This is a genomic window from Mucilaginibacter sp. P5_A4 (assembly GCF_056400605.1).
On sequence record NZ_JBFUKX010000013.1, the window covers coordinates 1 to 21,863 of the forward strand.

A 21,863-nucleotide genomic window follows, 5' to 3' on the forward strand; every position below is an offset into this window, starting at 1 on the left:
GCATATATATTCTTGAAGCAAGACAAAAATACGGTTGCTAAAAAAAATATAGCTAAAGCAAAACCTGCACATGATGTTTTGCCGGGTGGTAATAAGGCCGTTTTAACCCTGGCCAATGGTAAAACCATTACACTTGATAGTGCCAAAAATGGACTTTTAGCTAAAGAAGGGTCTGCGCATATCCGTAAAACGCGCGATGGTCAATTGGTATACCAAACCGGTAATGACGATGATGGCCCTTTTGCTGATATGAACACGGTATCAACCCCAAGAGGGGGGCAGTATCAGCTGGTATTAAACGATGGAAGTAAGGTATGGTTAAATTCGGCATCTTCACTAAGTTTTCCGGCTGTGTTCAAAGGCAAAACAAGAGAAGTTGAAATTACCGGCGAAGCTTATTTTGAAGTAGCTAAAAATGCCCATATGCCATTTAGGGTGAAGGTTAACAATACAGTAGTTGAAGTTTTAGGTACCCATTTTAATATAATGGCCTACAACGATGAGGCCGTAATGAAAACTACTTTGTTAGAAGGTTCGGTTAAAATAAGCAATAACCAAAATACCAGTATGCTAAAGCCTGGTCAGCAGGCCCAGCTAAATCAAAACGGGCCTATAAAAGTAATTGATAACCCCGATTCCGATGACGCTATTGCCTGGAAAGAGGGGATCTTTCAGTTTAGGGATGCCGGAATTGAAGCTGTTATGAGGCAGGCTGCCCGCTGGTACGATGTACAGGTAAGCTTTGCCGGCAAATTGCCCTCCAAAGAATTTACCGGGAGGATCTCGCGCAATGTAAAAGCATCAGAATTAATGGGGATGCTTAAATATATGGGCATCAATTTTAAAATAGAAGACAGGCACATTACGGTATTGCCTTAGCATACACCGCCCAAATAAAATCTAAATAATAAACAACCAATTGTTCACTTTAAACAACCCTATGATGGAAGAAATACAAAAAATAAGTTAGCCCAGGGAGGGACCCATTGGTAAAACGGTTTATCAAATGTTGTAACACGCAAGTTGACGACGCCGAAAATCTTGCCAAAAAGAAACCGGGAAGTATTCGCAGTACTTACCCGGCTAAAGATCTGGGTCCCAAAAAAATACAATCCACGAATCGAAAGTAAATGTTTAACCCAAACTCTACAAACTTATGAATTTTAATTCTAAGGCCACGCCTTTGGTATGGCCCCAATTATCCAAAATAATTTTAGCTATGAAGCTAACGGTTATTATTATGGTAGCGGTACTTACCAATGTGAGTGCCAAAACCTACAGCCAGGTGGTTACCCTGCATCAAAAAAATGCAACGGTCGAAAAAGTCCTGAGATCAATAGAAAAACAAACCGGTTATCATTTTATGTATGATAAGCAGGATGTTTCCAAAGCCACATCCATTAATATCGAAGTCTCGGGTGTATCTCTTGAGCAGGCGCTTGATATGGCTTTTAAAGATCAGCCTTTGACTTACAAAATATTCGACGAAACCATCGTGGTTAAAAAGAAGGATATGGTTATCGCTGCGGTTGCTGATATAAAAGTATCCGGTACTGTATCCGACGCCAAAGGGCCGTTACCGGGCGTAACCGTTAAGATCAAAGGATCTAATGTTGGCGTACAAACCGACGTAAATGGTAAGTACACTTTAAATGTTCCCGAAAACGGAACGTTGGTATTTAGCTTTGTTGGTTATACAAGTCAGGAAGTTCCTGTGGGCGGAAAAACTACTTTAAACGTTTTGATGGCAGAATCGCCAAAAGCCTTAAGCGAAGTGGTTGTTGTAGGTTATGGTACCCAAAAACGTGTCGATTTAACGGGCTCTGTTGGTAGTGTTAGCGGCAAACAATTGCAGGATAGGCCGCAAACTAATCTCGAGCAGGAATTATCTGGTAAAATTGCCGGTGTAAATGTATCAACAAACTCTGGAGCACCAGGTGGCGCTACCAAAATACGTATACGCGGTTATAGCTCAATTAACACCAATACCGATCCTCTGTATGTGGTTGATGGCGTTGTTTGGACAGAAGGAGGTAACTCCATTAACCCTAACGATATTGAAACAATAGACGTTTTAAAGGATGCATCATCAACAGCTATTTATGGTACACGCGGTGCAAATGGTGTAATATTGGTAACTACAAAAAGAGGCAAAAAAGGGGGCACAGTTAGTTATGATTCGTACGTTGCTATAAATCATATGGCTAAAGAACTGCCGGTATTAAACTCTGCTCAGTATATGGCAATTGAAGATCTATCGTATGCCAATATTAAAAAATATGATCCCACAGGCTGGGCAGCAGGTAAATATGCCGACCAGGATCCTGTAAAATTACGCACCCCGCTTATCGGTAAATTATTTGACTCAAACCTGAAGCCATTATATGATGTAGATTGGCAAAAAGCAACAACCCGTACTTCTGTTAGTCAAAATCATAACCTTGCCTTTACGGGTGGTTCTGATAATATTAACTACGGCTTGTTCCTTAATTATGCTGATGACGAAGGTATTATTTTAAACAGTTACCTTAAGCGTTATAATGTACGTTTAACTTTTGATAATCAAATTAAACCATGGTTAAAAGTTGGGGCTACATTAAACTACAACAATCAGGATAAACGCACAGCCGATGACGGTACCGGAGGTAACAATATCCCCCGTATGTTAATTGAAATGGTTCCGTTTATTCCAATTAAATATCCTAACGGGACTTATGGAAAGCGTACCGATTATCCGAACTTAGAAGGCGGAGATAACCCGGTAGCACAGGCAAATGAAATAGAATCGTTATATAAAACACGCGTTTTTAGCGGTAATGGTTATGCTAATATTAGTATTTTGCCAGGGCTCGATTTTCGTAGTGTATTTGGTGCAACAACATCGGCCAATTATAACCCGCATTTTCAAAGTGGTTTGGTAGGTGGGCCATCGGCAAGCCAAACATATAGTTCAGCATCAATAGACGAGGCTAATAATACTTACTGGCAATGGGACAACTATGCAACGTACAATAAAATATTTAATAAAGTACATTCATTAAATGTAGTTGCAGGTTATGAAAAAACAAGTTTCCAGCAAACAGGGGTGTATGCATCAACCAGTAACCTGGCCGATAACTATTACCAGTATTATAACCTGAGTGCCGGCTCAATCCCTGCTATACCGCGCTCAAATTATCTTGCATATCAGTTTGAATCAATTTTCGGCCGTCTAAATTATGGGTACGATAATAAGTATCTGTTAACAGTAACAGGCAGAAGAGATGGCTCGTCCCGTTTTGGTACAAACGTAAAAAACGGATTTTTCCCATCGGCGGCAGTGGCCTGGAGAGCTTCACAGGAAGATTTTCTGAAGGATAATAAAACTATCTCTGATTTAAAATTCAGAGTAAGTTACGGCTTAACAGGTAACTCCGAAATAGGTTCGTACCAGTCGCAAGCCCAAATAAATACTACTAACTATGTATTTAACAATGCACAGGCAATAGGTACCCAGCAAACTACTATTGGTAATGAAAATTTGTCATGGGAAAAAACATCTGAATATGATTTAGGTGTTTCATTCGGCCTGTTCAACAACCGTATTACTGTTGATGCCGATGCATATCTGAAAAGAACCAAGGCGCTATTGCTTAATGCTCCGCTGCCAGAAACAAGTGGTTTTAACAGTGTGTATAAAAATATAGGCAAGTTACAAAACAAAGGTATTGAGTTAACCATTAATACCGTTAACGTAAAAACAGATAACTTTAGCTGGAATTCAAGCTTTAATATATCATTCCTAAGTAACAAGGTATTGCAATTAGGAGCATCAAATGATGATATATTTCTGCGTCCAACTTTCCTTTCGCAATTTAACCTGATGCGCGTAGGTTTACCTGCCGGTAGCTTTTATGGTTACAAAGTGTTAGGTACATGGGGAACTGCCGAAGCTTCGCAAGCTGCGGTATTTAACAAATTACCGGGCGACCTGAAAATTCAGGATACAAATGGCGATGGTAAAGTTACATCTGCCGATAAGGTGATTTTGGGTAAATCTTTACCTGATGGTTATGGCACTTTTAGTAACACTTTCCGTTACAAAGCGGTTGATTTGGGTGTAGATCTGCAATTTAATTATGGTAATCAGATCATGAACTTAACCCGTCACTCAGGTCAGGATCGTACAGGGCAGGCCAACAGCTACGCCACTGTATTAAACGCCTGGACGCCAACCAATCAAAATACCAGTATAGCAGAAGACAGACCAGCTTATGTTTATTACCAAACAGAGATATATTCAACAAAAGTTGAAAGCGGCAGTTTTATACGCGGCCGTGCGGTAACGCTGGGGTATAATTTCCCTGAATCAATTACATCTAAATTGAAATTGAGCAGGTTAAGATTATATCTGCAGGGACAAAACCTGTTTGTGATCACAAAATATACCGGATACGATCCTGAAGTTTCTACCTATAACAACAATACCTCATACACGCAAGGTACCCAGGGTCAGAATAACACCAGTAACTTCACTCAAGGCATTCAGTTTTATGATTATCCAAAACCAAGAACTTTCTTGTTTGGATTAAATGCTAGTTTCTAATTTAAACGTTAAAACATACTATTATGAAGTTTAATTTAAAAAAATACCGGATCGGTTATTCGTTACTGATTCTTACCATATTAATAAGCAGTTGCAAAAAAGACCTTATCGAACAAAATAAGGGTGGTTTTGTGAAGAGTAGTTATTTTACTACAGCAAGCCAGGCACAAACTTTTGTTAATGGTATTTACCAAAAACTTTACCTGTTTCAAAACGGGGACGCTTATGGCGAAAGCCCTTTTATAACAATTGAGCTTTTTGCCGGTCATACCACATCACTTGGCCAAAGTGTGAACAACAATAATGTTATAAATAACCGTACAGATGCGGTTAACCCGGGTTTTGAGGATGTATGGTCAAATAGTTATAATGCTATTTCGAATGCTAATATAGCACTTGCCAATATTCCGGCAATTACCCCATTTGCCGATGCTGATAAAAAGAAGTTATTGGGCGAGGCTTATTTTTTAAGGGCATTCTTTTATTATCACCTGGTAAGGTTATACGGCGATGTGCCTTTGATTACTGCTCCGGTAACTATTAGTAGTCCAGATCTTTATCCGGCACGTGCGGCTACTGCTGCGGTTTATGATCAGATCATCAGTGACCTTAAAGCCGCCGAGGCATCAGGCTTACCCGAATCAGATAAAACCGGCAGGGTATCGTTAGGCGCAGTGCGTACTTTATTAGCCAGCGTTTATTTAACCACTGCAGGCTTCCCGCTTAAAAAGACCGAAAACTACGCTTTAGCGGCTGCAGAAATTTTACCGGTTATAAATGGTACTGCTTACACCCTGTTTGACAAGTACGATTATTTGCATGACAATGCACACAAAAACCAGGGCGAACTTATATTTCAAGCCAATTACCTGGTTGGTGTATCTACAAATGCAATTCCGCAGTTAACATTGCCTTTTAACTTGCTGGTTGGTGCATATGGCGATCACCTTGGAGCTATGATCCCTACTAATGGGTTCTTTAACAGCTATGCGGCGGGCGATTTACGTGCCCAGGAAAGACAGTTTTATTTTTCAAGCTATCCATCATTTAAGGATGGAAGCATTATAACCTTTGGCGAGCACGCGCTTTATAAATATTTTCACGTAGAGAGTGCTTTAGGTAATGGCCAGAGTGATGAAAACTGGACCTTTTTGCGCTTGCCGGAAGCTATGCTGATTTATGCAGAAGCAAGCAACGAAGCAGAAGGTGCACCCAATACTTTAGCTATAGCACAACTTAATAAAATAAGGGCCCGTGCGCAACTGGCCCCTATAGGCGCACTAAGCCAGGCTGCTTTCCGTGCTGAGGTTTGGAAAGAGCGCTACCACGAGTTGGCTTATGAAAATAAGGCCTATTTTGATATTCAGCGTACCCACATGATTTATGATGTAACCAATAATACATTTGGCGACGCAACATCTACAGCTAACGAGCAAGGTGTTACCATGAAGGCCCAGTATTACTTATGGCCTATCCCGCAACGCGAGATCAGCACCAATAGTAAGCTTACCCAAAATACCGGGTGGTAATAAATATAATACAATATAAAAGACCGGCCATTAAAGCTGGTCTTTTATATTTACAGTTAAAATTGAAAAACGTTTAATAGCTAAGCATGAAGAAAAAATTTATACTTATTGGTTCATTTTTTATAGCTGTCACATCTGCATTGGCACAACAGGTAAATAAAGTAACCGACCCTGTTGAGTATATTAACCCTTTAATGGGTACCGACTCGCATTACGACCTGTCAAACGGTAACACCTATCCGACCATTGCCCTACCATGGGGAATGAATTTCTGGACTCCGCAAACCGGTGCAATGGGCGATGGATGGGCTTACACCTATGATGCTCATAAAATACGCGGCTTTAAACAAACTCACCAGCCATCACCCTGGATGAACGATTACGGGCAGTTTGCCATAATGCCGGTTACTAAACATTTAAAAGTATCGCAAAACGGCAGGGCAAGCTGGTTTTCGCATAAGGCCGAGATTGCCAAGCCATACTACTACAGCGTGTATCTTGCCGATCATGATGTAACTACCGAGATCACCCCAACCGAAAGGGCGGCCCAGTTTAGGTTCACCTATCCTAAAACCGACAGCTCATTTATTGTGATCGACGCGCTAAATAAAGGTTCCTATGTAAAGATCATCCCCGGTGAGAAAAAGATAGTAGGTTACTCTACCAAATATGCTCGCGGGCCTTTAAAAAATTTCAAAAACTATTTTGTTATTTATGTAGATAAGGCAATAACCCTGGCACAAACCTACAGTGATACCACATTAAGCGACGGGCTTGAACTGAAGGCCGAACATGCAAGCGCGTTGATCGGCTTTAAAACAGCTCATGGCGAGAAGGTGCATTTAAAGGTGGCTTCATCATTTATTAGTATAGAACAAGCCGAACTAAATTTAAAAAGAGAAGTTGGTAACGATAGTTTTGATGTTACCGAGCAAAAAGCAAAAACCGTTTGGAACAAAACCCTTAGCCGCTTAACCGTTGAGGGTGGCACTATCGATCAAACGCGAACCTTTTACTCGTGCCTTTACCGCATGGTTTTCTTCCCTAATAAATTATATGAGATAGATGCTGATAATAAAATTGTGCATTACAGCGCGTCAACAGGTAAAGTGTTCCCGGGATATAAATTTGCCGGTACAGGCTTTTGGGATACCTTCAGGGCTTTATATCCTTTCCTGAACCTGGTTTATCCATCTATCAATAAAGAGATGCAGGAAGGCTTGATTAACGATTATAAAGAAGGAGGATGGCTGCCCGAGTGGTCGAGCCCCGGATACTCTGCTGTAATGATCGGTAATAACTCTGCCTCGGTAGTATCCGAAGCTTATTTAAAAGGTGGCAAGGGCTATGATATCAATACATTATACGAGGCTTTGATCCATGGCGCTAACAACAAAGGCCCCGCAGCCACAGGCCGCGAGGGTGTGGAGTATTATAACACACTGGGATATGTGCCCTACGATGTAAAGATCAACGAAAATGCCGCCCGTACATTGGAGTATGCCTATGACGATTTTACTATTTATAAATTAGGCAAAGCCTTAGGTAAGCCGGCAGCTGAGACTGATGTTTATAAAAAGCGCAGCATGAACTACCGTAACCTTTTTGACCCCACTACCGGGTTAATGCGCGGTAAAAATAAAGATGGTTCATTTGAAACACCGTTTAGCCCGCTAAAATGGGGCGATGCCTTTACCGAGGGTAACAGCTGGCATTATAGCTGGAGTGTTTTTCATGATATCCAGGGCTTGATTAACCTTATGGGCGGAAAAAAGCAGTTTATAACCAAGCTTGATTCTGTATTTACCCTGCCGCCAATTTTTGATGACAGCTATTACGGCGAAACTATTCATGAGATCCGCGAGATGCAGATTGTAAATATGGGCCAGTATGCACATGGTAACCAGCCCATTCAGCACATGATTTACCTCTACAACTACGCAGGTGAGCCCTGGAAAACCCAATTGCATGTGCGCGATGTAATGAACAAGTTATACAAAGCAACACCAGATGGCTATTGCGGCGATGAGGATAACGGGCAAACGTCGGCCTGGTACGTGTTCTCGGCAATGGGTTTTTACCCGGTTACTCCTGCAAGCGATCAGTATGTATTGGGAGCGCCCCTGTTTAAGAAAATTACCCTTAAGCTCGAAAATGGTAAAACGGTTGCTATAAACGCAGCTAATAACAGCTATGCCAACCGGTACGTTAATACCGTGAACTTTAATGATAAGCCTTATGATCTTACCTGGTTGAGCCATAAGGAATTATTAAAAGGTGCTACTATCAATTTTAACATGGCGCCGCAACCTAATAAAACAAGGGGGGTAAAGGATAGCGATGTGCCATATTCGTTATCGAATGAGAAATAGATGCCTCCTAACCCCCTAAAGGGGGAACTAGGGTGGGTTTAACTTTTAATGAATAAAATAATTGACCATTTAATTCCCCCTTTAGGGGGTTAGGGGGCTCATGAACAAACTACTAAAAATAACAATCACATTGGCGGCGTTTCTTAACGCTGCCAATGTTGTTTTTGCGCAAAAAAAGCAAATCTATACAGTGGCCGACGCCCATGCGCATAACGATTATGTAAATAGGAACCCGTTTTACGGGGCCTATGATAAAGGTTTTGGTTCTATAGAGGCAGATGTGTTCGCCGTTAATGGTAAACTAATGGTTGCCCATTCCGAAAAAGAGATCATGGCAGAACGTACGTTGAAAAAAATGTATATCGATCCCCTGGTAAAAAAACTCAAGGTGGATACCGCGAGGCAGATAAGGCTCCTGATTGATTTAAAGATAGATTACCATATCCTGATGCCTTTGATTATAAAAGAACTGGGGCCGCTGATGGATTATGCTGTGATTAACGGATTGCCTGGTAGATTGAAAATAACAATAACCGGCGGGGTACCGCCAGCGGCCGAGCTTGCTAATTACCCAACCTGGCTCACCTTTGATGTTGATCACATAACCGGATTTACCCCGCAGCAATGGCAGCGCATAAGTTTGCTGAGCTATAATTTTACCAAATACAGCCAGTGGAAGGGTAGGGGTAAGATCTCCAAAGTTGAGACTGCCAAATTGCTTGGCGTAATTGATAGCGTACACAATGCCGGTAAAATGATCCGCTTTTGGGAAACGCCGGATAACAAAACCGCATGGCGTGCCTTAATAGGCTTAGGCGTTGATGTGATAGGCACAGACAAAGTAGAAAAACTGGGCAATTTTTTAAATGACAGGAATAAAAAGACGCTAAAATAGCCTAATGCCATTCCTCGCGGTAAACAATTTGATAGTATAGAAACTTACAGTTTTCAAAACTTCGTAAGTTTAGTTATAACGAGAGCATAATCTTGAACTATGATAGTTTAGCTCTTAGATTTTATAAATAAGAATAAAAAGAAGTGTCATTTGCCTAATGCCATTCCTCGCGATAAACAAATTTGGGCATTTGCCAATTGTATTTGATGGATAGCAAACGCAGCCCAAGGCCAATGGTGCAGGCTATAACAATTGCCACACCTGCAGGTACGCCCAAATATTCCAAACCCAGGTACGCTGCCCCTGTAACTATAGCTGCGCTGGCGTAAATTTCTTTGCGGAACAACAGCGGCACTTCGTTACACAATACATCGCGCAGTACACCACCGGCGCAACCTGTTATCATCCCGCTTAATAGAATGATGGTTGCAGGCAGGTTTATTTCCTGGGCTATCTGGCAACCTATAATGGTAAACACCACCAAACCCAAAGCATCAAGATACAGGAAAAGCGTTTTCATTTTGGTCATGAGCCTGGCTATTACTGCAGCCAGTATAGCGGCCCCGGCGGTTATCAACAGGTACTCGGGGTGCTCAACCCAGCTCATGGGGTAATGGTTAAACAAAATATTACGCACAGTACCGCCTCCCAATGCGGTAACCCATGCTATAATACAAACGCCTACCCAATCCATGTCCCTTCGCCCGGCAGATAAGGCAGCAGTCATGGCTTCGGCAATAATAGCTATGATGTATAAAATGTGCAGCATGGATGATGTATTAAGGCTTGTTTAACAAATATAATTATTTGGCATAGATCAGAAAAAACACACATCGCCCATCTGCCTGCCGCCGAACTATAAATACGGCAAATACTGATTACTATTCCTCTTCCAGTTGGCGGGGGGCTGGTGACAACCAGTTTTTCCCATCTACAAACCGGGAAACCAGCATCGCGGCTACAGTATCGCCTGTGGCATTTAGCAAAGTAGCCATAGGATCAACTAATGTCCCTATGATCATGGCCGGGGGTAGGGCCTCGGGCGGGAACCCGTAAGCTGATATGAACAGCAATTCGCCAATATAGCCACCATTGGGGATGCCGCCTTCTACCAAACTAACCAAAACCGTCATGGCCAGGGCAATAGCTATGGTATCGGCACTGTTAAAACTTTTACCAAACAAGGCAAACACCACAGCCATTTTTACAATGGATGAGATGCTTGAACCATCTTTATGCAGCGTACCACCCAGCGGGATGGTGACGTTGGCAATAACATCTGAGATGCCCATTTTTTTTGCCGCATCAAGGTTTGCCGGTATGGTGGCAATGCTGCTGCAGGTACCTACTGCTGTTGCCGATGGGATAATATTATTACGCCAGTATCTTTTTACTGCAGTTACGCCCCCTGCTATAAACGCGTAAAGACTAAATATCACCACAAAATAAAATACACCCACACCATAGTACAAAGCCATTGAGCGGGCGTATCCACCAAATAGCTGCGGACCGAATACACCAACCTGGTAGGCAAAATAGGCCCCCAAACCAATTGGGCCCAGTTTCATGATAAGGATAAAGATATTTTTAAACACCTCGTTACCGCTATGCAAAAAACGTGCGAAGGCAGCGCCTTTTTCGCCCGAGCGTAGTGTGGCAAAACCTATCAGCACCGAAAATATGATCATGGCCATCATGCTTTTACGGGAAAGCAGCTGATAAAATTCACTTGTAGTGAACAGATTGGTTAATTGATCGCCAAGTGGTTTTTTAACAATGGCCTCGGTGATGGGACTGGCCACCAAATGCTGGTGTATAGGGAAGATCCAGATGGCGATAATGGTTATTATGGCTGCAACAAGTACGGTGCCTACAAATACAAGCGAAGTAATACCCAATAATTTGCCCAGTTTATTAGAGCTATCCAACCCCGCAATGGCTGACGCGATAGCGAAGAAAACCAGCGGAACAACCGCAGTGAACAGCAGGTTAAGGAAAATATCCCCTATGGGTTTGATGATGTTAACCTTATCACCCAAAAATATACCGGCAATACTGCCGGCTATAATGCCGCCTATCAGGAATATGATGCCTTTATAACTCTTAAACCAACTATTCATTTAGCTAATATAATAATATAGGGCATATGTGGTGTGGCACTGTCAAAAAACAAAATGCAGAATCACATATTTGCCTCTCGCGTATGGCAATTTGTTATATTAGCAGCCAATTTTTATATAAATGCAGATTGATAAGGCCGGGGAATTTATACTGGATAAAATAAACCGGGAACTCCCGGCTCATTTTTATTACCACAATGCCATACATGCCGAAGATGTTTACGCAGCGGCGAAACAAATTGCATTAACGGAGGGGATAAGCGGGGAGGACACAGCCTTGTTGTTAACAGCCGCCCTGTTTCATGATGCTGGTTTTCTGGTACATGGGCAGGAAGATCATGAAATCAACTCCTGTATAATTGCACGTGAATACCTGCCGGGGTTTGGTTATTCAACTGAAGAGACAGATCAGATCTGTGATATCATTATGGCCACTAAGCTGCCCCATGACCCGAAAAATAAACTGGGCGAAATTATTTGTGATGCTGATTTGGATTATTTAGGCCGGAATGATTTTTTTATACTTAGTAAAAGGTTATTTTCGGAACTTGTAATAACCCAAAAACTGGAAAATAAACAGGAGTGGGATAAACAACAGGTAAGCTTTCTAAAAAGTCATCATTACTTTACCAAAACAGCTGTCGGTTTAAGGGCGGCTACCAAGGAAAAACACCTGCAGGAAATAATTAAAACGTTAATTTAAAACACTATACATGTCTAAACCGGAGCATAGTTTACCTGAAATAATTAAGGATGTAGTTACCGTAATTATAGGGATCTTATTTTGCGGCTTTGCCTTAAAGGGATTCCTGGTCCCCAACAAATTTTTTGATGGCGGAGTAACCGGTATTTCCCTGCTCATTCATGAGCTTTACCACATCAACATTGCATTTGTTATTGTAATAGCTAATATCCCCTTTATCATCATGGGGATGTTCCAGGTAAACCGGGCGTTCGCATTTAAAACCTTTGCCTGCGTTGTTGCATTGGGCATTTGCCTGCATTATGTGCCTTACCCGGTTATCACATCCGATAAGTTGCTGGTATCTATATTCGGCGGGGTATTTATGGGCCTGGGTGTAGGGCTTTCCATTCGGGGGGGCTGCGCGCTTGATGGTATCGAAATTTTGGCTCTTTACACACTTAAACGCAGCAGCTTTACCATCAGCGAGATCATTTTAGGCATCAATATCATTATCTTTTTAATCGCCGCCTTTGAACTCGGGCTTCCAACGGCATTGTATTCTATATTAACCTACTATACCGCTTCGCGTACTATCAGTTTTGTAATTGATGGATTGGAAGAGTATACCGCCGTTAATATCATATCCGGCCAAAGCGAGATCATTAAAGAAAAACTGGTTATGGAGCTTGGCCGCGGTATCACTGTTTACAAAGGCGAGCGTGGTTTTTTAAAAGATAGCTTTGATGTACATCAACCGGTTGACATCATTTTCACCGTAATAACCCGTTTTGAGGTACGCCGCTTAAAAAACCTGGTCCACAGTATAGATCCCAAGGCTTTTGTATTTACAAATAGCATTAAGGAAGCAGCAGGCGGGGTGCTAAAGAAAAGGGTAAGGGAACATTAATTTGAAGTGAGTTGTGAGTGGTGAATAGTGAGTAGTTAATTCAATATGCTTAAACATGCAACTACTCACTACTCACTACTCACAATTCACCACTCACCATTCACTAACTCACTACTTCATAAATTTCCACCGCTTTCGCCTTGTTTTTCAGACTTACTTCGCCAATCTTTTTTAATTCGAATGATTCTTTGGCTTTGTGGTACACCTCTTCGGTTACAATGATCTGGTTGGCCTGGGCTACACCCTGCAGGCGCTGGGCCAGGTTTACCGCGTCGCCAATTACAGTATAATCCAGGCGTTTTAGCGAAGCCGAACCAATATTGCCCGAGATCATCTCGCCCGAATTAATGCCGATGGATACTTCGGGCTTAAAGGTTTTATTACCATATTTAATTGCTTCGGTTGCATGCATTTTTTCGCGTACGGCAAGGGCGGCATCTATGGCGCGGTCAAGGTGGTATTCTCCGCGAAATATAGCCATTACTGCGTCGCCCATAAATTTATCAATATGGCCGTTTTGGGCAATAATTTCTTTAACCATCGCGTCAAACAGCTTGTTCAGCAGGTTTACTACGGTATTAGCAGGTACATGCTCGGATATAGCCGTAAAGCTGCACACATCAATAAATAATACGGTGGCATCTATCGTTTCGTTACTCAGCAGGCTGTTCTCAAACTCTTTGGTAGTCATAAAGTTGAGCACATTCTCATCTACATACATTTTAAGGATGTTATTCTCCTTAATGGCCTGCATGGTTTTCTTCAGTTCTACAACATGCAATAAAGTTTTTTCAATGGTGATATCCAGGTCGTCAAAGTTTACCGGCTTACAAACAAAATCAAAGGCGCCACGGTTCATGGCGGTACGGATGTTATCCATATCGCTGTAGGCCGATACCATTACCGCTTTTAGGATAGGGTTGCATTCTGGCAGTTTGGTAAGCAGGGTAAGGCCATCCATTTCGGGCATATTGATGTCGCTCAATACCATATCAATATCAGGTTCCTCGGCAAGTTTGATTAATGCTTCAAAACCATTGTGGGCGAATACAAAATCATACACCTTTTCGCGGATCTTTTTCCTGAATTTTTGTTTTATGAGTAATTCCAGGTCTAATTCGTCATCAACCACCAGTATCTTGGCCATTATTTATTGTTCTATGTGTTTTAGTTTTTCTTTTAAATTATTAAAATCAAGCGGTTTGGTTAAAAAATCGTCGGCGCCCAATTCCATCGACCGCTTATAATTCTCATCATCGCCATAAGCGGTAATCATCATCACAACCGGTGGCGGTTTTTCATAAGTATGCCTTATTTTATCAAGAAGCTCCAGGCCAGTCATCCCGGGCATGTTAATGTCTGATAAGATCAGCACCACTTCAGAATGATTAACTGCCAGAAATGCCATCGCTTCCTCGCCTGATAGCGCGAAATTAAACTCAGTTTCCCCGCTTTTTATCTCTTTGCGAAAACGTTGCAAAAACAGTGGTTGTACATCAGCCTCGTCATCAACAACAAGTATCTTCATATGTAAATATAATCCAAAGTTAAATTTTGTGTTTATTTATTAAAGATAGTTAAAGCATAATTTTTGTCAGCTTGTATGCTAAATACTATTAATTAGCTTTTATATCAGGAATGGTAATGATAAACCTGGCAAATTCACCCTCCGCTGTTTCCACTTTCAAGTCGCCGCCATGACCTTTGGTGATGATGTCATAACTCATAGACAGGCCTAGCCCCGTTCCCTGCCCGGTTGGTTTGGTGGTAAAAAAAGGCTGGTATATTTTATCCAATACCTTTTGCGGTATGCCGGTACCATTATCGCTTACCGTTATTTCAACCGCGCTTAAGCCCGTCGGATTTTTAACCTTTTTGGTAACTACGCTTACGGTAGGTTCATAACCGGCAATGTTCTGCTTTTTCTTTTCGGCAACAGAATAAAAAGAATTATTAAAAAGATTGAGCAACACCCTGCCCAGATCCTGCGGAATGGCCTCAATTTTACCAATGCTTTCATCAAAGCTGGTTTTCATGCCGGCGTTAAACGTCTTGTCTTTAGCCCGCAAACCGTGGTAGCTTAAACGCAGGTATTCATCGGCAAGGGCATTTACATCGGTAGGTTCTTTTTTACCGGTAGTGGTGCGCGAGTGTTGCAGCATACCTTTTACAATAGCATCGGCACGCTTGCCATGCTGGTTTATTTTGGTAAGGTTTTGGGTGATATCGCTTATGATGTCATCAGCTTCCTGCTTAACGTCATCGGGCAATTTGCTAAATACCTCATCCTTTAACTCATCCAATAATTCAATACTTACCTCGCTAAAATTATTTACAAAATTTAAAGGGTTTTGAATTTCGTGGGCTATACCGGCGGTAAGCTCACCTAATGAAGCCATTTTTTCCTGCTGTACCAGTTGTGCCTGGGTGCTTTTAAGTTCGGCGAGGGTAGTTTGTAATTCCTCTTTCTGGTTGGTAAGCTCGGCAGTTCGCTCACGTACCTGGCTTTCCAGATTTACCTTCATGGCGGCCATCATTCTGTTTTGCTCTTCCTCATCACGTCGCCTTTTGCGCTCAAGCTCGAGGGCTTTGTTTTGCCTCCGGTACATGAGCCACATAGCACATGCCCATAAAAACGCGAAAGTTTTTGCGCTTCCAAAAACGGCATTGTGATTCTCGAAAAACTTGGGAAATACAGTTTCGAACACGTCTGATATAAAAGTAGCAACAGCATACGGCGCCACGGCGTTGCTTAACGACCGGCTACTTTTAAACTCCTCAATTGTGTATGGCAATGCAATAAGCCCAAAGACAAGCAAATTATTAAGGGCGAGCACCACAACGTCGTTAAGAAAATCGCTTAGCCCAAGGCAAATTAATGCAATAGCAGCATATATGGCATACATCATATATTGGGCAAGATCAGGTCGGACATTGTCCTCTTTTATCTTTTTGCGCAGCTGGCTGGCTACTATAATTGCAATAACAGGTTCAAATGCAAAGTTCATATAATATAAATATCACCGGTATAAGGATGGATAATAAACCAAACAATTTAAAACTAATATTTTATTTGCACTAAACAGAATTTTTATAAACATATGGACTGCGTAGGCTCATTTCTGTTACATTACCGGGCTGTTTTTTTTGCATATACCAGGTGTTTGTGCTGTAATGCTTTTAAACTTGCAGCTCGATACTAATTACTAAAAAGTATTTGTACATACAAATAAGAAACCGGATATTTAGAACCTGTTTTAACCAATTAAACGTCATTGAGAAGCCAGCTGCGTTAAGAAGTTGGCTTGATAAATGAGACCACCTACTTGATATTATAAAATGCCATGGGGAACTCAAGAAGAGATTTTATAAAAAAAACGGCCATTGCATCGGCATTGGTTGCCGCTTCACCTGTAAACAGCTTTGCTATTTTACATAAGGATTTAAAACCAGATGATCAAACCGTTGGTCAGGGCGGTTTTATATACAAAGCTGATAAAGGGTGGGCCAAAATCAGCGTAAATAGTCACCCGCTGGCCAACTGTCATGAAATGGTACAAGATAGTAAGGGCCGTTTGATTATGCTGGGCGATCATACCCAAAATAACATCCTGATATTTGATAAATCGGGCAAACTGCTGGATTACTGGGGAACTGCCTTGCCGGGCGGTCATGGCTTAACCATAAGCAAAGAAGGGGGCGAAGATTTTCTTTTACTTACCGATTGCGGCTGGGCAGTTGATAAAACCGGTAATTCTTACGGGCAATCGGGCCAGGTATTGAAAACCACGGTTGATGGTAAATTGATATTTGCCATTGGTCACCCACGCACCATTGGCGTTTATAAAGATAATGAGCCCTTTAAACCAACCGAGACTGCTGTAGCCCCCAACGGTGATATTTATGTGGCCGATGGTTATGGATCTGATTATATTATCCATTACGATAATAAAGGACAGTATATTCGTCATTTCGGCGGGCATAACAACGCAAATAAAGAGCACAACCTGGTAAACGCGCATGGTATCACTGTTGATACCCGCGATAAAAATAATCCTACGCTGATCTGTACCTCCCGCGAGGAAAATTGCTTTAAAGTATTTACCATGGATGGCAAGTTCATTAAACGTATTGATATGCCGGGTATGTACGTATGCCGTGCAGTGATTAATGAACAGAATATTTACGCAGGAGTTTGCTGGTCAAAAAATAGCAGCGGTCAGCGCTTTGATTATTCGGGCTTTGTGACGGTGCTTGATGGAAACAATAAAGTTATCTCGAATCCTGGTGGCACTGCGCCTGTCTATAAAAATGGTGTTTTGCAGCCAACTTTACAGGCGGCGAACCCCGTTTTTCAGCATGGCCATGATGTTTGTATTGATGAGGATAAAAATGTTTACGTATGCCAGTGGAACGCTTACCATACGGCCCCGGTAAAATTAACCCGTGTATGATATTAGCAAACATTTTTACTTTTGCCGGCCACCTGCATCCGCTTATCGTACATCTGCCTATCGGATTTATTTTGCTTGCGGCTGTTTTTAATATTTTATCCTACAAAAAGGAGTAGGAGAATTTAAAGCCTGCTGTATTTGTAACACTCCTCATCGGGTTTATATCGGCAGTATTGGCCTGCATATTTGGTTATGTGCTTTCGCTGTCGGGCGATTATGACAGGGCGGTATCAACCTGGCATCGCTTAAGCATCCTGAAGCTGTAAACCTGAATCAACCCAAAATAACCGATCTGGTCGTAAATAAAAAAAATCAGGCAATAAAAAAGAATCTACACCTGGGGTACGGCTGCTAAACAAACAAATTAACCCGCTACGTAAATTATTGTATGCACATTAAACAATGTTTTACAGTAAAATAAGCTTTTTGTCCATTACGGTAAATGATAATCCATTTCAAATAGTCTTTTGAATAGTCATTTTTACGAAATATTACGTAAACTTAACCAGTTACCATAACACCAGTAAAACTGACGATGAACAATCCTATTACAAAACAAACTATCACCTTGAAAAAGAAACTGATACCTTTTTTTATGTGTGCTGTTATTTTAAGCACATTAAATGCACTTGCTCAAAACACATCAAAAACGCCAATTCCGCTTTCAGAATTACAGCAAAAATTTGTCGATCTGAGATTTGGTATGTTCATTCACTTTAATATTCCAACATACCAGGATGCCGACTGGCCTGATCCAGAAACACCTGCTGCTGCATTTAACCCAACAAAACTGGATTGTGTACAGTGGGCAAAGGCTGCAAAATCGGCCAATATGACTTATGGTTGTCTTACAACAAAGCATCACAGCGGTTTCTGCATATGGGATACCAAAACAACTGATTATAACGTGATGCACAGTCCGCTGAAGAGGGATGTGGTAAAGGAATACACCAAAGCATTCCGCGATCAGGGTTTAAAGGTGATGTTGTATTATTCAATTTTGGATACGCATCACCGCTTACGCCCTAATATGATCCAGCCAAAGCATATTGATATGGTTAAAAAGCAAATTACGGAGTTGCTTACCAACTATGGACAGATAGAAGCCCTGATAATTGATGGATGGGACGCGCCATGGTCGAGGATCTCTTATGACGATATTCCATTTGAGGAAATTTACAAACTGGTAAAATCGCTACAGCCAAACTGCTTGTTGATGGACCTTAACGGCGCCAAGTACCCGGCCGAAGGTTTATATTATACTGATATTAAAACTTATGAAATGGGGGCTGGCCAGCGTGTATCAAAAGAAACCAACAAAATGCCGGCTCTGGCCTGCTTGCCGATACAAAGCAGCTGGTTTTGGAAAACAGATTTCCCCACAACCCCGATACATGATGTAAGCAAGCTGGTAAACGATGTATTGGTACCGCTTAATAACGCCAGCTGTAATTTTATCCTTAATGTGGCCCCAAACACCGATGGTTTAATGGATGATAATGCGCTTGCAGGCTTAAAGCAAATAGGGGAGCTATGGAAAAATGAAGGCCCGGTGGCTAAGTTAGGCGATACCGGTGCACCTATCATATCACATAACCTGGCTAAACATGCGGCAGCTAATTCAAGCTGGAGCGACGACTCGAATATTATGGACTTTGCCAATGACGATGATTTTGGATCATCATGGCAATCAAACCCAAGGGTAAAAAGCCCTTGGTATGAGGTAACCTTAAAGCCTGGTACACCATTTAATACTGTGGTAGTTTTTGAGAGTAAGCCCAACATAAAAAAATACAAGCTGGAGTATCTTGATGGTGCTACCTGGAAAACGATTTTTGAAGGCGAAAACCTTAGTCGGGTAAAAGTGAACCGCTTTAACCAGGTGAAAGGCGATAAGGTGCGTATGTCTAGCCAAACATATGATAACGCCCCAAGTATTGCGGAGTTTGAGGTTTATAACGAAACGAAGTAGATATGCAGATGTACAAATTAAAGATGTGAAGACGTTGGAAGTAGATATGCAGATGTGCAAATTACAGATGTGCAGATGTCGTTTGAGTAATCAATGCTAACCAGTTAATAAACATAGCCTCATTTTTTAAAAAATTTGAGGCTATTGTTTTATAACCTTTATAACAATTTGCACATCTGAAATTTGAAATCTGCACATTTGCCTCCCGAAATCTGCACATTTGGCTCCCGAAATCTGCATATTTGCACATCTGAAATCTGAAATCCGCACATATGCATTTCATCTATCCGGCTTTTTTATTTGCATTACTTACGTTAGCCATTCCTGTACTTATCCATTTATTCAACTTTCGTAAGTTTCAGAAGGTAAATTTCAGCAATGTTCAATTTTTAAAGGAGATCCAGGAGCAGCAATCATCCCGCAGAAATTTAAAGGAAAGATTGATTCTTGCATCAAGGTTACTGGCATTGGCTTTCCTGGTTTTTGCCTTTGCCCGGCCTTTTATCCCTGCACAAAACACGGCTAACGCAGGCCGGCAGAATGTTGTAAGTGTTTTTGTTGATAATTCATATTCTATGCAAACCCTTAACCGCGAGGGTTCGTTGCTGGATGATGCCAAACAAAAGGCCAAAGAAATAGCATCGGCATACAATATAAATGACCGTTTCCAATTGCTTACGCAGGATTTTGAAGGCCGCCACCAGCGCTTGCTGAGCCGAGATGAGTTTAATGACGAGGTAGACCAGGTAAAGATCAGCCCCCAAAGCCGTACCCTGCAGCAGATCATCAGCAGGCAACTGGGTTTATTAGAGACACAGCCGGGCGCAGCCAGATCTGTCTACATCATATCCGATCTACAAAAAAACATGGTCGGTAAGCCTTTGAAAACCGATAGTGGCATAGCTATCAGTTTAATACAGCTTAAGGCGGGAAACCTACCCAATGTTGCCGTTGATTCTGTTTGGCTGTTAAGTGCCATACATCGCCCCGGTGAAAGCGAAAAGCTGGTTGTTCGCCTGCATAATTATGCCGCCGAAAAGGCAGAGAAAATTCCACTTAAAGTATTAATAAACGGTGCGCAAAAAGCATTGGGCAGCTATACCCTCGCTGCACGGTCGGTACAAAGCGATACATTGTCATTTATGGGCCTGCAGGCAGGCTGGCAACAGGGTGAGGTGCAATTACAGGATAATCCTGTAACCTTTGATAATAAGTTTTATTTCAGCTTTAATGTGGCACAGCAGATGCCGGTTTTGTTGATAGATGGGGGTATACCCAATCCATATCTAAAGGCTGTTTTCGGGGCCGATCCATTTTTTAAAATCCAACGCACACCCGATGGTAATGTTGATTACGCTGCATTAAATAGCTACCCGTTAATTGCCATAAGCGATATTAAAGCCGTATCTTCGGGACTGGCGCAGCAATTAAAAACCTATGTATCCAAAGGAGGCACGCTGGTTATTTTCCCCCCGGTTGATATCGATCTGGCAAATTATCACTTGTTTCTGCAAGCTATGAATGCTGCCTATCCCGAAAAACTAATAACCGAAGCGAGCAAGGTATCCGGCCTTAACCGCCAAAGCCCTGTATTTAAAAACGTTTTCGAAAGCTTTCCTGCAAACCCCGACCTGCCCACGGTTAAAAAATATTACCAGTTAAGTACTTCACACGGTATTCCAGATAATCTGATGACTTTAGCCAGCGGTCAACCTTTTTTGGCTGGTTATGCCAGCGGGCGGGGCAAAGTTTATGTATCCGCAGTGCCACTTCACGAGGATTTCAGCAACCTGCCCCGGCATGCCCTTTTTGTGCCTGTATTGTTCAGGATTGCTTTATTGAGCGGGCACGATCTGCCACTGTTTTACACCCTGGGGCAGGATGAAGCTTTGGAAATACCACCTGTACAGATTAGCGAAAAGCAGTTGCTTAAGCTATGCAAAGGTGAACAAACCAGCATCCCAGACGTGTGGCAGCAGGAGGGAAGTACGCTGCTTTATGTATCAGACCAGTTGCATCAGCCCGGAATTTATACTTTAAAAAAGCAGGATAGTACGCTGGCTGCGCTGGCCTTTAATGATAACCGCAGCGAATCTGACATGAGCTATCTTACGTCATCTGCTTTAAAAGAATTTATGCCTAAGACAACCGCCTTAATTACAGGTGGTAATGCATCTTTAAAAGGTATTGTTACCGAAACAAATTTAGGTACACAATTATGGAAACTTTGTATAATTTTGGCATTGATTTTTCTGGCTGCCGAAATTTTGCTCATCAGGTACTTTAAACCCGATATGCAGGCTGCAAAGCAACCAGTTTAATCAACAAAAATCCTTAAAGCAGT

General features: G+C 41.9%; 15 protein-coding genes. 10 read left to right on the forward strand and 5 right to left on the reverse strand.

Annotation, left to right across the window (positions count from 1 at the left end; translation table 11 throughout):
* The 5 genes from AC1DQW_RS10070 to AC1DQW_RS10090 form a co-directional block, all read left to right on the forward strand.
* On the forward strand, positions 1–879 hold an 879-nt coding region (locus AC1DQW_RS10070; RefSeq protein ID WP_477453962.1), incomplete at its 5' end, for a FecR family protein.
* Positions 880–1,156: 277 nt separating this feature from the next.
* Positions 1,157–4,585 carry a TonB-dependent receptor gene (locus tag AC1DQW_RS10075; protein ID WP_477453963.1) on the forward strand — a complete coding sequence of 1,143 codons (3,429 nt, stop codon included), beginning with the start codon at positions 1,157–1,159 and terminating at the stop codon, positions 4,583–4,585.
* A gap of 23 nt (positions 4,586–4,608) precedes the next feature.
* Positions 4,609–6,114, forward strand: coding sequence for a RagB/SusD family nutrient uptake outer membrane protein (locus AC1DQW_RS10080; RefSeq protein ID WP_477453964.1), 1,506 nt, complete (start codon positions 4,609–4,611; stop codon positions 6,112–6,114).
* An 86-nt stretch (positions 6,115–6,200) separates the two neighbouring features.
* Positions 6,201–8,486, forward strand: coding sequence for a GH92 family glycosyl hydrolase (locus AC1DQW_RS10085; RefSeq protein ID WP_477453965.1), 2,286 nt, complete (start codon positions 6,201–6,203; stop codon positions 8,484–8,486).
* A gap of 100 nt (positions 8,487–8,586) precedes the next feature.
* Positions 8,587–9,381: a PI-PLC domain-containing protein gene (locus AC1DQW_RS10090; RefSeq protein WP_477453966.1), complete on the forward strand. Its 795-nt coding sequence runs from the start codon at positions 8,587–8,589 to the stop codon at positions 9,379–9,381.
* A gap of 154 nt (positions 9,382–9,535) precedes the next feature.
* On the opposite strand, the gene AC1DQW_RS10095 is transcribed toward AC1DQW_RS10090, so the two are convergent.
* Complete coding sequence (locus tag AC1DQW_RS10095) at positions 9,536–10,150, reverse strand: trimeric intracellular cation channel family protein (RefSeq protein WP_477453967.1); 615 nt, start codon at positions 10,148–10,150, stop codon at positions 9,536–9,538.
* A 112-nt stretch (positions 10,151–10,262) separates the two neighbouring features.
* Positions 10,263–11,501: a dicarboxylate/amino acid:cation symporter gene (locus AC1DQW_RS10100; protein ID WP_477453968.1), complete on the reverse strand. Its 1,239-nt coding sequence runs from the start codon at positions 11,499–11,501 to the stop codon at positions 10,263–10,265.
* Between the two features lie 121 nt (positions 11,502–11,622).
* Between AC1DQW_RS10100 and AC1DQW_RS10105 the strand changes: the two genes are divergently transcribed.
* Together AC1DQW_RS10105 and AC1DQW_RS10110 are read left to right on the forward strand one after the other, a co-directional pair.
* Positions 11,623–12,204, forward strand: a complete 582-nt coding sequence (locus tag AC1DQW_RS10105; RefSeq protein ID WP_477453969.1) for an HD domain-containing protein — start codon at positions 11,623–11,625, stop codon at positions 12,202–12,204.
* Between the two features lie 10 nt (positions 12,205–12,214).
* Positions 12,215–13,093 carry a YitT family protein gene (locus AC1DQW_RS10110; RefSeq protein WP_477453970.1) on the forward strand — a complete coding sequence of 293 codons (879 nt, stop codon included), beginning with the start codon at positions 12,215–12,217 and terminating at the stop codon, positions 13,091–13,093.
* 103 nt (positions 13,094–13,196) lie between these two features.
* Here the strand turns inward: AC1DQW_RS10110 and AC1DQW_RS10115 are convergent, their stop codons facing one another.
* From AC1DQW_RS10115 to AC1DQW_RS10125, 3 genes are all read right to left on the reverse strand, one after another.
* Positions 13,197–14,240 carry an adenylate/guanylate cyclase domain-containing protein gene (locus AC1DQW_RS10115; RefSeq protein ID WP_477408577.1) on the reverse strand — a complete coding sequence of 348 codons (1,044 nt, stop codon included), beginning with the start codon at positions 14,238–14,240 and terminating at the stop codon, positions 13,197–13,199.
* Between the two features lie 3 nt (positions 14,241–14,243).
* Positions 14,244–14,621: a response regulator gene (locus AC1DQW_RS10120; RefSeq protein ID WP_477408579.1), complete on the reverse strand. Its 378-nt coding sequence runs from the start codon at positions 14,619–14,621 to the stop codon at positions 14,244–14,246.
* Positions 14,622–14,709: 88 nt separating this feature from the next.
* A complete protein-coding gene (locus AC1DQW_RS10125) occupies positions 14,710–16,101 on the reverse strand; it encodes a sensor histidine kinase (protein WP_477453971.1) in 1,392 nt (463 codons plus the stop codon).
* 336 nt (positions 16,102–16,437) lie between these two features.
* Between AC1DQW_RS10125 and AC1DQW_RS10130 the strand changes: the two genes are divergently transcribed.
* From AC1DQW_RS10130 to AC1DQW_RS10140, 3 genes are all read left to right on the forward strand, one after another.
* Entirely contained in the window at positions 16,438–17,547 is a 1,110-nt protein-coding gene (locus tag AC1DQW_RS10130; RefSeq protein WP_477453972.1) for a twin-arginine translocation signal domain-containing protein, read from the forward strand.
* 535 nt (positions 17,548–18,082) lie between these two features.
* Entirely contained in the window at positions 18,083–19,519 is a 1,437-nt protein-coding gene (locus AC1DQW_RS10135) for an alpha-L-fucosidase (RefSeq protein ID WP_477453973.1), read from the forward strand.
* A 272-nt stretch (positions 19,520–19,791) separates the two neighbouring features.
* Entirely contained in the window at positions 19,792–21,840 is a 2,049-nt protein-coding gene (locus tag AC1DQW_RS10140; protein WP_477453974.1) for a BatA domain-containing protein, read from the forward strand.
* Positions 21,841–21,863: the final 23 nt, after the last annotated feature.